This window comes from Burkholderia sola (assembly GCF_905400185.1).
GTDB lineage: Bacteria > Pseudomonadota > Gammaproteobacteria > Burkholderiales > Burkholderiaceae > Burkholderia > Burkholderia sola.
In genome coordinates, this window is sequence record NZ_FR989676.1 from 507533 (window position 1) to 523197 (window position 15665).

Genomic DNA, 15665 nt, shown 5'->3' on the forward strand with positions numbered 1-15665 from the left:
TCACTTGAACCGATACATGTAGCCGATCCGGGCCTGGGGAACGAACCGCCTGCCGACGAGCGGACTGTCGGTGATGCCGTCGCCGAGACGCGACACGCCGACGTCCACAAACATCGTCTGCTGCTTCGTCAACCGATAGTCGAAACGGGTGCCGGCCGACACGTTCACGGCCGAACCCGCGCTGTAGGCGGGGCGCCACGCACGCGCCTCGGATGGTCGCACGCCGTAATAGTAGTCGACGTATTTGTTGCTCAGCCATTCCGCGCCGACATGCGGCGTGATCGAGAACGCGCCGAGCTCGAACGCCTTCTCGAAGCCGATTTTCGCGCGCTCGCCCTTGTTTCCGCCGAGCAGGAAGCTACCCGACAACGTGCCGAAGCCGGTGCTCCATGACAGTGCGGGCCCATACCACAACGCGCCCTTGCGCTTTTCCATGCCGTTCAGGATCGGGGCATCCGAGCCGCTGTATCCATCGAACAGCGAAAACTGGCCACGCAGCGCGACATTGACGCCGCTCCAGTTGCCGATTTTCAGATCGACCGTGGTGCCGATGGCCTGCACCCATTTGTTGTCGAAGTAGACCAGCGGAAAAGGCAATACGCGGGTGCCGTCGCCCCTGTAGGCCGACGGCTCGATGCCGACGCCCGCGCCCAATCCCCAATGCGTGACGTTGGTCGCGTTGTTGAGGATGGTCAGCCCTGTATTGTCGGGATCGGGCGGGCTCCTGCCGTCGTCCGCCCACGCGGAAGCAGATGAAAGTGCGAATGAAGCGGCAATCAGCCATAACGGGCGGGCGCGGCGAGAGGCAATTTTCACAATCGTTTCCTGGTGTCGAGGGTCGAAACCGGGGCTACTGTAGGACCAGTCGACTTACCGCTCACTTACCAGGAAAAATATCGTCCAAGGCCTCTCCGCGCGCCTGCACGACCCGCCCGCCCCCTACTTCGACAACCGCAGCTTCTTCGACACCACGACGCCGCTCGACGGACTCACCAGCGAGATATCACGAAGATCCATGTGCACCGTGGAGATCCGCGTCGAAATGTCCGTCGGCTCCTCGATACTCGGGTCGGCATGTTCGGTTTGTTCGGTCAGGTAAGGCCGAACCAGGCGTCCGGAAAAAACCAGCGCGAAGTCGCCATGCGTTTGCGCGTACTCGGCGGGCGAAAGGTGCATGCGGCTCCGAACCGTGGTCTTTTTGCCTTGTCCGGCGTCGAGCTCGATGATGTCGACGTGCTGGACGTACCCTTTCGCCTTCGCTTCCGGAGCAATCACGAGCCCGCGCCCGCGCGGCCCCTTCGTCACCTTGCTGAGCAGGATGCCGTCCCGGCCGTCGCGCTCCGCATCGAACAGGTCGACATCCAGCGTCAGCAACTGCCGCCGCGACCGGTATCTCAGCCCGTACCGCACCGGCACCACGAAGGTCACGTCACGGTCCAGACCGACGGCCGCCAGGTCGGGATTCGCGCCGTGCCGGCCGGCGGCACCGGCGACGGCGCCGCGAACCCGGTCACGCAACGAAGGCGCGAGCGTGCTGGCGTGCACCTTCTGCAGCGCCTCCCGGATGGCAACCGGATCGTCGCCGACAATCGGTCGTGCCGGGGACGTGTCGTGATCGACAGCCGACGCGACGTGCGTCGCGCCGCCGACGGCCTCCCCCTCCGCACGCGCCGCGACGGGCGCCAGCATCGTCGTCACGGCGACGATGCACGCGAAGCGCGAACAACCCAATTTGAATTTCCGGTGAAACACGACGAACTCCCGATTGCTTGCGGATCGATAAACGACGAGCACTATAGGGCGGAACGATCGGCAACGCACCCGCCGCTTGAAATTCGCCGATGCCGGCACGCCTCGCCATAGGCTCCTTGTCGGCCCGGCGGCACGTCAACGGCCAACACAACACTACCGTGTTGCCTTGGCGACAACAACCGACGGAAAGCGAGCAGCGGTGCCCATCGGCCATCCGCAAACGCGTCCCGCGCCATCGCCTGACTCGCGGATTCCGTCCGAATCCAGCCCGCCATTCACGTGCGCCACCGAACCATCCGGCGGCGAATTTGTATGTTGAAAGATGCCTTTTCCGGCATCCGATCGGCGGGCTTACACACCGCGCGCCGGTGCACAAGCCCCGCTCGCACCGATTTCAATAGCGTGACGTGTCGTTGCTCATTTTGATTCAGGACAATTCCGAATCTTCAACCTCCAATTCAATCGTGTCCTGACAAAAAAGCCCCCATTTCGACGATATGGGAAAACGAGGCACGACAAATACCAATCCAGAACAATCTACTCGACACATTCTCATCCAAACAAAAACACTACTCAAACCAACCAAATATTAACCATTGTTTCAAAAGAAAATATTTCCCATCTCAAAATAAAAATATTAATTAAAGCTAGAAATAGCTTGCTATTCTTCGCACCGAAATCCCAAGTGCCGTTGCATTGCCACCCTGAGAGGCGGATTCGAACCCATCCGAATCCGGAACAAAAAATAACGAGATTGTCGTTATGTCGATCGCAGCAACTTTTAGAAACTTTGCGTCGGGTCTGGTCGACCTGAACAAGCGTCCAGTCTCCCTGCATTTCGGGCAGGCGCAACGCGCAGTCGGCCATCTGCTGGCGCTCCATCACGCCGATATCCGCGAGGGACTGATGTCGGGCATCGAAGGGCAACTGACCTGCGTGTCGACCTACGATCATCTGCCGCCTGCGCTGTTTCTCGGTTTGCCCGTATCGGTCCGGCTGACGACCGATCGGGGCAACATCCAGGCGATCAACGCGATCGTGCGCGAAGTGCGAGCCGGTCAATCCGACGGCGAACTGACCGTCTATCAGCTGCATGTGTGCGACGCCCTTTCACTGATGGACCGTCGTACGAACGCCCGCCTGTTCCGCTCGCGCAGCGTGCCGGACATTCTGGCGACGCTGATGAACGAGTGGAAACAGCGTAGCCCCGCACTCGCGCGAGCGTTCGATTTCGACCTGTCGGCATTGCGGGCCGATCGGTATCCGGCACGCGAGCTGACGCGGCAAGTCAACGAATCCGACGCACGCTTCATCCGGCGTCTGCTGCGCCGGGAAGGCATCACGGTCTTTGCAAAGGCCGCGCCGGTCGACGGAAGACGCGGCGTGGCCGATGAGCGCCCGATTCACACGCTCGTGTTCTGCGACGATCCGCATCGTCTGCCGGACGCGCCGGCCGGTATCGTACGCCTTCACCCGCGCGACGCCAGCGTCGAGCAACGTGACACCGTCACCCTCTTTGCGTACGACCAGAGCCTGTCGCCCGGCAAGGTCCGCCGCCCGTCGTGGGATTACAAGACCGCTCGCATGGACGACTTCGAGGCCGTCACCGGCCTCGACCAGGGCGAGTCGGGGAACGATCTTGCGCGCCTGCTGACCGACGTCGCGATCGACATCCCGCACGTCGGCGACTCGTGGAACGATCACGCGCGCATCGCGCACGACCGGATGCTGGCCCACCAGTTCGCGGCCGCGCGCTTCGAAGGCATCGGCACCGTACGCGACATGCTGGTGGGGCACGGGTTCACGCTGGCCGGCGACCCCGAGCTGGATATGAAGTCGATCGATCGCCGTCGGTTCGTCGTCACGTCGATTCGACACGCCATCTGGAACAACCTGCCGAAAGACCTGTCGGGCCGCACAAGCGGACTATTCGCGGCAAGCCGCAACCTGACGCCGACCGCCCCGCCGCCCGATGCATCGGGATCAACGGACACGCGCTACGAGAACAGTTTCACGTGCGTGCAGCGCGGTGTGCCGCTGAAGCCCGCCTACGATCCGGCGATCGACGTGCCGCCGGTTCACCTGCTGACCGGCACGATCGTCGGCACGCAGGGCGAAGAGGTGTTTTGCGACAAGGCCGGCCGCGTGCGGGTGCAGATTCACGGGCTGGATCCGGCGGACCATGCTCACGCGCAAGGCGCCGGCACGAACGGCCTGGCCGGCGACAGCGCGCCGATTCGCGTCGCGGCGAGTCTCGCGGGCGAGTATTTCGGCGCGCTGTTCCTGCCGCGCGTCGGCATGGAGGTCCTGCTGGGGAGCCTGTCGGGCGATCCGGACCGTCTGGTGATCATCGGCGTGTTGAGCAACGGCGCGAACCCACCCGCGACTTTCAGCCATACCGGCGGGCTGCCGGGCAATCGCTACGTGTCCGGGATCAAGACGCGGGAAGTCAAGGGCCGCCGGCACAACCAGCTTCGCCTGGACGATACGCCGTCGCAAATCTCCGCGCAGTTGGCAAGCGAACATGCGCATACCCAGTTGAATCTCGGCTACCTGACGCAGCCGCGCGTGGACGGACACGGGGACGATCGAGGCGAAGGCGCGGAGCTGCGCACCGACGCCGCTGCGGCGTTGCGCGCCGCCCAAGGCATGCTGCTGACGACCTATGCGCGTTCGCACGCAACCGGCGGTCAGCTCGATCGCGAAGAACTGATTCACTTGCTCGATCAATGCACGGCGCTGTTCAAGTCACTCGGCGATCACGCCGGCGAGCATGGCGGGCAATCCGCCGACACGGCCGGCCAGGACAACATCGCCAATGCTTTCCGTCACTGGAAACCCGGCGGGTCGGAATCCGGCGCTACCGGCGACGCATCCGCGTTCATGGCGTTCGGTGCGCAAGCGGGGTCGCTGAACGTCACGCCGAAAACGCATGTCACGTATGCGGGCGAGAACATCGATCAGATCGCGCAGCAACACATGCAGATCACGAGCGGCGAGCGAATCAATCTGCATGCCGGGCATGGCGTCGCGATGTTCGCGCACGGCGACGGCGTATCGGCGATTGCGAACCACGGGAAAGTGACCCTTCAATCGCAGCACGACGACACGCAAATCGAGTCCGGCAAAAACATCCAGTTGACCGCGGCCGATGGCAGGCTTGCCGGCACGGCCAGCGACGAAGTCGTATTCGTCACGGCGGGCGGCGCGTATCTCAAGCTGCATGGTGGCGATATCGAATTGGGATGCCCCGGCAAGTTCACCGTGAAATCCGATGGTCATGCGTGGGACGGCCCCGCCAGCATGAGCGTCGACCTGCCGACATTCGATCAAAGTCCGCTCGGCCGCGTCCCGAAGCTGGTCCGCCCGACGGATGGTCATGCAGCGCCGGGATTCGAAGGACAGATTCGAAAGGCATCGGGAACGCTGTCGAGTTTGACGACCGACCCGGCCGGGGAACTGCCGGCCGTCGATACCGACCGGTTCGAGAGGCTGGCGGTGAAGTTCATCAAGAAGAATGTTTAACGAAAGCATAGGAGTCCGGATGAACGACTCATCTCTCGATTCTCGACCGACCGCGAGCGCCCGCACCAACGAGCACGCCGCGAAGACCGATGTGGCCGATACGGCTGCGCCGCGCCCGGAGCCACCTCAGATCGTCGTCGGTCGGAGCGACGGCGTCTCGATGTGGACGAAAGACACCCGGCTGATCTGTATCAAGCAAATGCCGTTGCCTGGTATCGTCATCTTCGTCCATGGCGTGAACTCCGAAGGCGAATGGTTCGAAGCCGCCGAGCAGGGGCTGTGCGATGGCCTGAATCGCCGGCTCGGCCGGCTGGACGATCAATTGATGTATCACGGCATCGACGCCGGGCAATTGGTGCCGGCGAAGTACACGGAAAGCGTGACGCCGGATGGGTTTCTTAATCCGAAGCTTTGGTCCGGCAACTACATCAAATCTGACCCGTCCTTCTCTCCCGTCATTCATTTCCGATGGGGCTATAGGGCAACCGCCGCAGAGCTGAAAGAGTACGGCGACAAGATTTTCCTGAACGAGAAGGACTATTGGGGCGGCGGCCCGTTCACGAACGGCTGCGCGAGCCTGCCCGATCTCTGGCACGGCGGTCTCGACGACCGCGCTGCCGGGTGGTTGACCGTCCAGGGGATCAACCCGACCAACCGGCCGCTGTATCGCGCGCCGCCCCGCGCATATGGCGTGCTCGCGGCGTTGCGCCTCGCGAGGCTGATCGAGTCGATTCGCCGCATGCAGGCCGACGTGCCGATTACCGTCGTATGCCATAGCCAGGGCAACATCGTGGGCCTGACGGCGGCGTTCTTCGGCGATGCACTGCCCGATGTCGAAGATCCGTGGGGACGTAGCGGGCATTGCGTGGCGGATGCCTACGTACTGGCGAATGCGCCGTACAGCCTTGCGCGCGCAGACGGCCCGAATCCATCCGATACGTTCATGGATACCTGGTCGCAACGCGCGACCAGGGACGGCAGCGGTCGTCGCGGACGGCAGACCTACGCCGCCCGCACGAAAACGTTCGGCAAGTTTCTGTCGATCATCGGCACGCGCAAAGCCTACGAACTGCCCGCCGGCAAGATCGATGAAGACATGGCCAACGAACGGGTATCACCGACCAGCAAGCGGTCTTATGCGGCACAAGAGGATCGGGCTCGCCACGGCCTGAACGAATCGACTTATGGTCGCGTCACCGCGTATTGCTGTCCACACGATCAGGTGATTTCGGCGGTCACGGTTCAAGGCATCGGCTGGCGCGGCATCGACGAGAACGAGCTGAACGATATCGGTGTCCCCGGCGTGCTGACGCAGCGCGTCTTTGCCTCCGGCTTCAAGGTTGGCGTGCAGAAACGCTATCGGTATCGGGAGGATGACTGGCGGCATGGCAAAGAGGGAACGACGTCGGGATTCTGGTATCCGCCTTCGCCGCCGGCCAAATTCAATCTCATCGGTGCGCTCAAGGGAAACGAGTCCGTGTTCGGGGTGGCGGCCACGCTTGCATCCGCGCCGATCATGTTTTTCGTGACCCAGATCAGCTCGACATTGAATATGTTCCGCGTGAACGCCAATCCGCCGAAGGGCTGGAGCGTGGTAGCGGACGCGCCGGCACTCGACGAACCGTTCCCGCCGCAAGCGTTGCGTTTCGGCAAGCCCATCGAAACGAAGGACGGCAATGCGACAAGCGACTTCAACGAAGGCAACGATCCGCCGGCCGCATGGCGCGACGCAAGCAAGAGCGAGGCAGACAAGCGCGCGGACGATCCTTACGATCAGTACGAGGCGAAGAACAAGGACAGCGTCGCACAAGGGACGGCCGAGAGCGAAGCCGGACAGCGTTATGAGGATCGCGCGTTGATGCGGATGGAAGCGCGGCGCACGCTGAATACGGAATGGCTCGATGGGGATGGCCACGTGATCGGTGAGGACGGCAAGAGCGAAATGCCGGAGGGCTACAAGGAATGGCGCGACAAGCAGATTGTCGATTGGCTCGATCGCGGGGCGATCAACAGTCCAACCAATCACTCTACGACGATGACTAACCCCGAGCATGCCGAGAAGGCGCTCGCGTATGACGTTGCGGTGGGTCTGTGCTACCTGACGGAGAAGCAACTTAAATCGTTGCGCGTCGAGGCGGATTGGCGAATGGGGCAAGGTATCCCCGATGGTCATCCAAACAAGAAGTACTTTGATTATTTTTCGCGTGGTTTTCTTGGTGATCTACCGACGCAGGAATGGGCACACATGGAGAAAGGCGAAGGAAATATACCCGACGCGATTGTGGACGAACGTGAAGGTGAGTTCTATCTGAAGGTCGGGGGGGTGATTTGAAGACGCTAATCGCCACACGGCCGCGACGTGTCGCCGCCGCCGTTTCGACATGGCTGATCGCAACCGTACTCATGGCCTCGCTGATGACACACGTTGAACAACCCGACCCGGCCCATTTGGAAATCGGAGATTGGATGAAACGATTCGTTGTAGTACCCGGCCTCGCTGCACTCATGGTGTTTCTGCTCGCCACCGCCGTGATGCGTCCCGCACAAGCCGCACCTTCCCGTGAGCCCGCGGAGAATACCGCACTTGCTGCCGACGAGCCGGCTAAACCGTTCGTCGCACAGGTTGTTGGCCTGATGTGGCTGAATCCATTGCAACGTAGGGACTACCCCACCGAATGGCAGTTGTTATGGACGCAAGGGCTTGCCGTTCCAAACAAGAATGACGATATGGTTCGCACCGATCCGAAGTCGTTTACCACCTTGCAATCGGTAGCGGGTATTGCATACGGTAACGAAGGCGAGGAGACGTTCAAGGGCTTCTATCACAAGTACATGTACATGTTTCCTCTACTGCTTAGCTCGCGCTATGCGTCTAACCAAAAATACTTCTACACGGTGAGCCCCGACGATAAAAATAACTGGCGCGAACTCGCGGGTATTCGTGTCGAACTTGCCATTCCGAATCGACTCGAAGTTGACGACTCGCAAAGCTACTTGCGCGATTCGATTCGAAAGACGTTCTTGATCGGCAATCCGTATTTCCGAAAAATGTGGAGCCGCGACACGCCCCCCGACGTGCAAATCACCCAAGGCGGCGCGAACGCAGGCTTTACATCGCTGAACAAGGCACTGGACTACTTGCGGGCGAACCCCGACAAGAGCGTCTGGGCGATCAACTGGGACGCGCCCAACTTCCCGCCCACGGACGCGCAGATCAACGAGAACCTTGTCGTGCTGTTCCTCGCCGGCCCAACCTTCAACACCGAGCGTGAACCGCTCGCGTGGATCGGCAAGGCCGCAACCGGTAACACGCTTGATTTTCCGAAGAAGGTCGGCACGACCCGCGCCGTGCAGGCGTGGAAGGCGACCATCGACCAAGCGGCACGCAATGCTGGCATCACGGCCCCTGACCTCGACTACATCGTTCACGACGCAGGTAAAGGCAGCGACGCATCATCGTCACGCCTTGCCACCCTCGCGCAGACGTTGACCGAAACCCTCCCCGAATACGACCACCGCAAACAGACATTCAACACGGCCGCCCTACTTGGCGACATGGGAACCGGCAGCGCACTGACAGATGTCGCGCTCGCCATCGGCCGGATCAACCACTTCGGCGGCAACGCACTCGTCGCCGGCACGACCGATCCCGAGCATCCCGTCGCGGTCGTTGTCCGGCCACCGTCGAAACTCACGCCGATCGATCCCGACAAGGATTGGTTCCGCGCACGCGGCGGAAACAACGCCTACCTGCCGTGGTGGGGACGCCGACACGACACAAATTACGGCATGCAAGGCTATTCGTGGTGATGCACATCGGCTTGGCGGCGCGCTGCATGTGAACGTAACCGCCGCGTCTAGCAACAGGAGTCGAGTGCAGCCATTTGCTATCGCGCCCGGTTTGGTGGCGCTCATGGTGTTTCCTTTCGTCACCACCATGATTCCAGATTAACAATGACGATATGAAAATAGCGGAATGGTATGAATAGCATGCTCCGGACATTAAAATCCAAATATTTGAAAAAGATAAAATTGATCGTGGCGCTGCCGATAAGTGTGTTGCTAGCCGGTTGCCCGCCGATAATTGTGCCGCATTTTTCAACGAAATCTTACGAGAAAATTTATAGCTTTCCGGCTGAACCACGTCCGTGGTTGACGCTGGAAAACGAGGGCATCAGTCTTTATTTGTATAATAGTTGCTATGATCGGAACAGCGACTGTAAATGGCAAAATCTGGTCGCCTTGAAGAGCGGAACAAAACCCGATTGGAAAAGCCTTCTGGATGCACGTCCGATTAGTTGGAAAGTCCAAGGTACGAATTTACCCATGCGCCGCCCGATCTCCGCCTATGTACCCGGCACCAAATATCGTTTCATGGGTGCATTCAATAACTACCCAGAAATCGTGTTTGCAATTCCCGATGACCTTGTTGCCGATAAAGGGAATCGCTATCCGAGCTACATGCAGATTGAAGATTACAATTCTCTCGCCAGCCCTGTGGCTATAGATATTCAGTTGGTCGTTTACGATGACGAGCATCAATGGATTTTTGCTAGACAACCGAAACCGCATTATGAAAGAAAGAATTATCCGACCGATCTATTTGTTCCCAGCGACCTATTTCGATTTTCGGGGGGCGATGATGTGCGGCTACATCAGTCGATGGCCTTGTATTATGTTTCACCAAAAACAGCGCCGACCGGCTATCGTGTCGTATCAGGCAAGGCGACGGAATATTGGGTTGGAAAGTTCAACATCAAGTATAGAGCCGATCAAATCGCGTTAGCTGATGTTACATTTCCTTCTGTACCTCTCACACTTGACGCCTTAACCGTCGATGACAAAAGCGTCGCTGGAAAGCCCACGCTGTTATGTCACTACAGCTATACCCAATTTAATCTGGGTTGGATGGATGCGGCCCAACACCGCGGACCGTCGGAGGAAGATCGAAAGAATTGCGAGCCAATTCAATAGTCGGGATGCTGCCCAATAATTATTGGGTCGGATCGTCTGCGTTTCGCCATCGGCCGGATCAATCACTTCGGTGGCAACCTGCCGTGGTCGGGCCGCCGACACGATACAAATTACGGCATGCAAGGCTATTCATGGTGATGCACACCGGCGTGGCAAATCGCTTCGTCCGAACGTGATCGCCGCGTCAGACCTCAAACCATTTGGAGGACGGAATCCCATGCGGGGAATTATCCGGGTAGAAGATACGCACACCCACGGCGGCCGGGTCGAATCCGGCGCCCGAAAAAGCACGGTGATGGGGCGCGCGGTCGCTCGTATCGGCGACGCGTGCTCGTGTCCGATTCATGGCGCCTGCACGATTGCCGAAGGCGACCCGGCCTTCGACATCGAAGGCGGAGCCGCCGCGTTCGACGGCCACAAGACTTCGTGCGGCGCGGAATTGATCTCGTCGCTTCAACATTCGGGGCGGGTCTGAATGCCGACGCCCCGACGCATGACCGACGAACAGTTTCGGCTGTTGCGGATGCAGGATACGCGGATCAAGCCGCTGAACCAATGGGCCTTGCACGAGATTTTCGTGAAGGGCCGATCACAACGGGCGCTGGCCGCCGAACTCGGCATGACGCACTCCGCGATGTCGCAACTTGTGCGAAAAGCCTGGCGACGCTATCTCGATCTGCCATGCAACGCCGCCCGCCTCACGACGCTCACGGTCACGATTCCGTCGAGGTACGAGCAGGCGCTGCTGGCATGGGTGCGGGATGCGCACCGGTTATCGACCCAACCCGGCCTCGATGGGGCGACGTAATCGCGACGATTCCGGCCAGCGAACCGGCGGAGAAACTAATTCCCCAACTTCCCATGCAAAGAAAAATTAATTCCACTTAGAGCTGAATCCTCAGCCAACTTTGGATCCTTTTTCCCTTCTGTCCCCCGTATCATTTCCGTCACTACGCAATCAGCAAAAAACGGACATGAGCGACACCCCCCCGCTGCACTACCTCGACTACGCAGCCACGACCCCCGCCGATCCCCGCGTGATCGAAGCGATGACGGCCTGCCTCGGCTTCGACGGCATCTTCGGCAACCCCGCATCCAGCTCGCACGTCGCCGGCCGGCTCGCGAAAGACAAGGTCGAGCACGCCCGTGCACAGGTCGCCGCACTCATCGGCGCGGATGCTGACGAAATCGTCTGGACGTCCGGCGCCACCGAATCGAACAACCTCGCGCTGAAGGGCTATGCGGAAAACGCGACCGGCAAGCGTCACCTGATCACGAGCCGCCTCGAGCACAAGGCCATTCTCGACACGATGGCGAACCTGTCGAAGCACGGCATGCAGGTCACTTTCCTGACGCCCGACGCGAACGGCGAAATCACCGCCGACGCCGTGGCGGCCGCGATCGGCCCCGACACCGGCCTCGTGTCGTTGATGCTCGTGAACAACGAGATCGGCACGCTGACCGACATCGGCGCGATCACCCGCATCGTGCACGCCGCCGGCGCGCTGCTCCACGTCGACGCCGCGCAGGCGCTCGGCAAGACGCAGATCGACGTACGCGCACTCGGCATCGACATGATGTCGATGTCCGCCCACAAGGTGTACGGCCCGAAGGGGATCGGCGCACTGTTCGTCCGACGCGAGATCGCGAGCCGGATCGCCCCGCAAATCCACGGCGGCGGCCACGAGCGCGGGTTGCGTTCGGGCACGCTCGCCACGCATCAGATCGTCGGCATGGGCGTCGCATGCGAACTCGCCGCCGACAAACTCGACGGCGAAGCCGCACGGATCGCGGCGCTCGGCGCGCGGCTCACCGACGCGCTGTTCGCGCTCGGCGACGTCACGCAGAACGCAGCCGCGGCCCGCCGCATCCCGCACACGCTGAGCCTGACGGTACATGCGCAGGGCTTTTTCCCGTTCATGCTCGGCGAAGCGCTTGCCGTGTCGTCCACCTCCGCCTGCAATTCGACCAGCGGCGCGCCGTCCCACGTGCTGACCGCGATCGGTCTCGATGCGGAAACGGCCGGCCGCACCGTGCGCATCAGTTTCGGGCGTTTCACGACGGAACAGGACGTCGACTTCGCGGTCGCCTGTTTCGCGCGGGCGATCGAGCAATGTCGGGCGGCGGCGGCGACCGGCTTCACCGCGTCGCGGCAGATCACGCCGGCCGACCTGAAGGCGATCCGCAATGCCGGTTTCCGTGCAGTGATCTGCAACCGGCCGGACGGCGAAGGCGCGGATCAGCCGGCGTTCGAGGAGATCGCCGCTGCCGCGCGCGAACTGGGCATGGACGCGCGCTACCTGCCGGTCGAACGCGACCGCATCGGCGACGCGGAAGTCGACGCGTTCGGCGCGCTGGTCGACACGCTGCCGAAGCCGGTGCTCGCGTATTGCCGCAGCGGCAGCCGCTCCGGCATGCTGTGGAATCGGCTGTCCGAACGACGCACGGCGTAAACCGCCCGCCACTACACCCGCCCCCCCTGCGTTCAGGCACGAAGCCGGCCCGCGCGACGGAAAGCCGCGCCGGCCGCCACCCTGCCTGCTACATCACTCGTCCTGCTGTTCCTGCTGCGCCTGCACCTGCCGCTGCCGGATGAACTGCCGCACATCGCTCATCGTCACGCGGCCGGTGTGCTTCGCGTCGATCTCGTCGAAGTGCTTCGACACGAAACCGAGCCCGCTGCTCTGCGCCTGCGCCTTCGTCACGGCCGCGCCGTTGCTCAGCACGGTATTGGCGCCGAGCCGCGCGTCGACGCGCTGCTGCGCCTGCTGCTGCAACGTCGCGCCGGTCGACGGCAACACCGGCGCCGCCCGCGTGGCCGGAAAGAACGGACCGTCGACACCGCGCCCGCCGTGCGGCAGCTTCACCGGCGCCACCGCCTGCGGCGGCAACGCGTAGGCAGTGCTCATCACGGCGCCGAGCACGATCAACGGAGACATACGCCGCATCAATTGGATTAGGGACATGATCGCTCGCATTCAATGGATGAATAGAAGGTTCCTTTGATCAGGACTCCGTCGCTCAAGGGGCGGCCGCCAGCGTGGTCGCCGTCGTCGCACCCGGCGCGCTGCCGGTCGGTACGCTCGGCGGGTTTTCATCCGGCCACGGCGGCGGCAGCATGTGCAGCGTCAGCGCCGTCGGAATCCGCGCGCCCTTGTAGAACGTCTGCAAATCCCGCTTCATCAGCGGACGGGCGACGTCGTCCAGATAGATCATGTGACCGCCCTGGAAGAAATTCACCTGCAGCTTCGGATGCAGGCCCTTCACCGTCTGCAGCCGCGCGAGCTGCTTCTCGGTGTTGAAGAACGGCGTCGCGAGATCGTGGTAGCCGTTCTCCGCGAGCACGCGAAGCTTCGGGTTGAGTTGCAGCGCACCGAGCAGATCGGGGATCGTGTCCGGCATCGGCTGGCCGTCGTGCGAGAAGTCCCAGACGCCGATGATGTCGTCGTTCAGCGGCAGGTACGTCGCGTTCGGGGCCGTATAGCCGAGGTAGTCCGGCATCTGCGTCGCGAGCGCGTTCGTGAACGGCTGCGAGATCAGGATGTCGGACGGATCGCCGTCGTTCTGCAGCCGCGGGTCCGAGTTCGGCAACGACACGCGCCCGTCATACCGGCCGATCGTCGTGCCGGGCAGCAGGCTCGTGCCGAACGGATTCGCGTTGAAGTAGTCGCGCAGCGCCTGCTGCGTGAGGCTCGATGGAATCGACCACAGCCTGAGCGTCGCATCGCTCGGGAACACCGGCGTGCCGAGCGCATCCGGAATGCCGAGCTGGCTCAACACCCACGACTGCGAATACTTCTGCAACTGGCTGTAGATCAGCGTCGTGAACAGTTCCGTCTGGAGTGCGTACAGATCCTGGTTCACCGGCGCCGGCGACACCTGGTTGAAGTACGCGGCGACCGCCGCATAGCCGGGCAGATAGCCGGCCACCGTATCGGTATCGAGCAGCAGCCCTTCGGTCGACTGCGTGATCGCCACCGCTTCCACTGCATCCGCGAAGTAGTTCAGGATCGCCGACTGCAGCACGATCCCCGTCAGGTGCACGCCGGCCGATTCGAGCGCGAGCGCGAGCATGTCGGTCCGCGGCGTGCCGTACGATTCGCCGTACAGGTAGATCGGCGACGTGCCGCGGCCGTTGACGTTCAGGTAGCGCTGGATGAAGTCGCGCATGATGTTCACGTCCACGTCGGAACCCCAGTACTTCTGGTTGGTGTTCGGCAACACGGCTTCCGACAGCCCGGTGCCGGGCGGGTCGATGAACACGAGGTCGGTGGTGTCGATCAGGCTCTCCGCATTGTCGACGAGCGGATAGTTCGGCCAGTTGTTGCCGAACAGCGGATCGGGGGTGGCCACGCGGGTCGGCGCGAACGAGCCGAGCCGCAGCCAGATCGACGACGAACCGGGCCCGCCGTTGTAGACGAACGTGACCGGGCGCGGCTTGCCGTTCGTGCTGGGCGCGGTGTACGCGACATACGACATCGACGCTTCCGCATTGCCGTTCGCGTCCTGCGCGGTCAGGTGGCCGGTGGTCGTCGTGTAGTCGATCGTCTTGCCGCCGCCGGTCCACTGGTAATGCATGACAGCCGCCTTCTCGGACACCTGCGACGGCGCGAGGCCGTCGGTCGCGTTCATCGAGTACGCGACCGGGTCGACGTACGGCTGGTTGGCGGCCGGCGCCTGCGTGCCGGCCGCCTGCGCGCCGGCCTGCTGGCTCGCGGTGGCCTGCGCGAGGCTCGACGCGCCGACGGACGACGAATCGTCGCCGCCGCAGGCCGCGAGCGCCAGTGTCATGAAGGTCAATGCGCCTAGCCGGGCCAGCCGGCCGCGACGAACACGGCGGCTGCCGGTACTGCTCCTGTCTGGTTTCATCTCTTTCCTTTGGCTTCGGATACCGCGTCACAAAGGCCGCCAACGCCTGCGACACGCGCAGGCCGACCCGCCACTCGCGTTGCACGGTCGGCAGTCGGCGGTTGGGGGATTGGACTTCTCAGAGACTGAACTTGATACAGACACAGCAAACTGCTGGCGAGAATGGTGCTCGGACGCGCCCCCTGCAGTTTGGCCAACTTTTATATGACTAAAATTTACGACACCACAAAAATAGGCGGTGCTGCGCCGCGTTGTCAAAGATCATTCGGATATTAAAAATCCCGCAATGATGCGAAGGGCGGACAGTGTCTGGTATTTGAAAGAAAACAGGATTATTCGGGCAGCGTGGTCTTTATCGGCAATGCCGTGCCGAATATTTTGCTTTTCCCGCACAACGCATAAGCCGCTCGCGTATTGGACAAGCGCATTCAAAGCCTTCAAATCGACCGGATTATTCTTTCATTTTTATTATCGCCGATCGATTAAGGCAATGCCGCAGCATGCGCAAGTCATTCGATGATTCGATTCGTTTCAATCACGCTTCA

At 61.7% G+C, this 15665-nt stretch carries 11 protein-coding genes; 7 read left to right on the forward strand and 4 right to left on the reverse strand.

Annotated features, from left to right (window positions below):
• Positions 1 to 816 (reverse strand): MipA/OmpV family protein, encoded by an 816-nt coding sequence (locus KR541_RS18775; RefSeq protein WP_204384021.1) that lies wholly within the window; start codon positions 814 to 816, stop codon positions 1 to 3.
• Positions 817 to 939: 123 nt separating this feature from the next.
• Positions 940 to 1752: a hypothetical protein gene (locus tag KR541_RS18780; protein ID WP_204384020.1), complete on the reverse strand. Its 813-nt coding sequence runs from the start codon at positions 1750 to 1752 to the stop codon at positions 940 to 942.
• A gap of 762 nt (positions 1753 to 2514) precedes the next feature.
• Between KR541_RS18780 and KR541_RS18785 the strand changes: the two genes are divergently transcribed.
• The 7 genes from KR541_RS18785 (at position 2515) to KR541_RS18815 (ending at position 12704) form a co-directional block, all read left to right on the forward strand.
• On the forward strand, positions 2515 to 5277 hold the full coding sequence (locus tag KR541_RS18785; protein WP_216089716.1) for a type VI secretion system Vgr family protein: 2763 nt from the start codon (positions 2515 to 2517) through the stop codon (positions 5275 to 5277).
• 19 nt (positions 5278 to 5296) lie between these two features.
• The gene (locus tag KR541_RS18790) at positions 5297 to 7609 is read left to right on the forward strand and encodes a T6SS effector phospholipase Tle3 domain-containing protein (protein WP_216089717.1); all 2313 of its coding nucleotides are present in this window, start codon (positions 5297 to 5299) and stop codon (positions 7607 to 7609) included.
• A gap of 134 nt (positions 7610 to 7743) precedes the next feature.
• On the forward strand, positions 7744 to 9087 hold the full coding sequence (locus KR541_RS18795) for a virulence factor (protein ID WP_080334389.1): 1344 nt from the start codon (positions 7744 to 7746) through the stop codon (positions 9085 to 9087).
• Positions 9088 to 9258: 171 nt separating this feature from the next.
• Positions 9259 to 10251 carry a hypothetical protein gene (locus tag KR541_RS18800; RefSeq protein WP_216089718.1) on the forward strand — a complete coding sequence of 331 codons (993 nt, stop codon included), beginning with the start codon at positions 9259 to 9261 and terminating at the stop codon, positions 10249 to 10251.
• Positions 10252 to 10468: 217 nt separating this feature from the next.
• Positions 10469 to 10726, forward strand: a complete 258-nt coding sequence (locus KR541_RS18805) for a PAAR domain-containing protein (protein WP_050017691.1) — start codon at positions 10469 to 10471, stop codon at positions 10724 to 10726.
• Between the two features lie 18 nt (positions 10727 to 10744).
• Positions 10745 to 11059: a TrfB-related DNA-binding protein gene (locus tag KR541_RS18810; protein WP_050017699.1), complete on the forward strand. Its 315-nt coding sequence runs from the start codon at positions 10745 to 10747 to the stop codon at positions 11057 to 11059.
• Between the two features lie 166 nt (positions 11060 to 11225).
• The gene (locus KR541_RS18815) at positions 11226 to 12704 is read left to right on the forward strand and encodes an aminotransferase class V-fold PLP-dependent enzyme (protein WP_216089719.1); all 1479 of its coding nucleotides are present in this window, start codon (positions 11226 to 11228) and stop codon (positions 12702 to 12704) included.
• 93 nt (positions 12705 to 12797) lie between these two features.
• On the opposite strand, the gene KR541_RS18820 is transcribed toward KR541_RS18815, so the two are convergent.
• Together KR541_RS18820 and KR541_RS18825 are read right to left on the reverse strand one after the other, a co-directional pair.
• Positions 12798 to 13190: a 2-oxoglutarate dehydrogenase gene (locus tag KR541_RS18820; protein ID WP_245170090.1), complete on the reverse strand. Its 393-nt coding sequence runs from the start codon at positions 13188 to 13190 to the stop codon at positions 12798 to 12800.
• A gap of 82 nt (positions 13191 to 13272) precedes the next feature.
• Positions 13273 to 15120, reverse strand: coding sequence for a S10 family serine carboxypeptidase-like protein (locus KR541_RS18825; RefSeq protein WP_216089720.1), 1848 nt, complete (start codon positions 15118 to 15120; stop codon positions 13273 to 13275).
• Positions 15121 to 15665 lie beyond the last annotated feature (545 nt).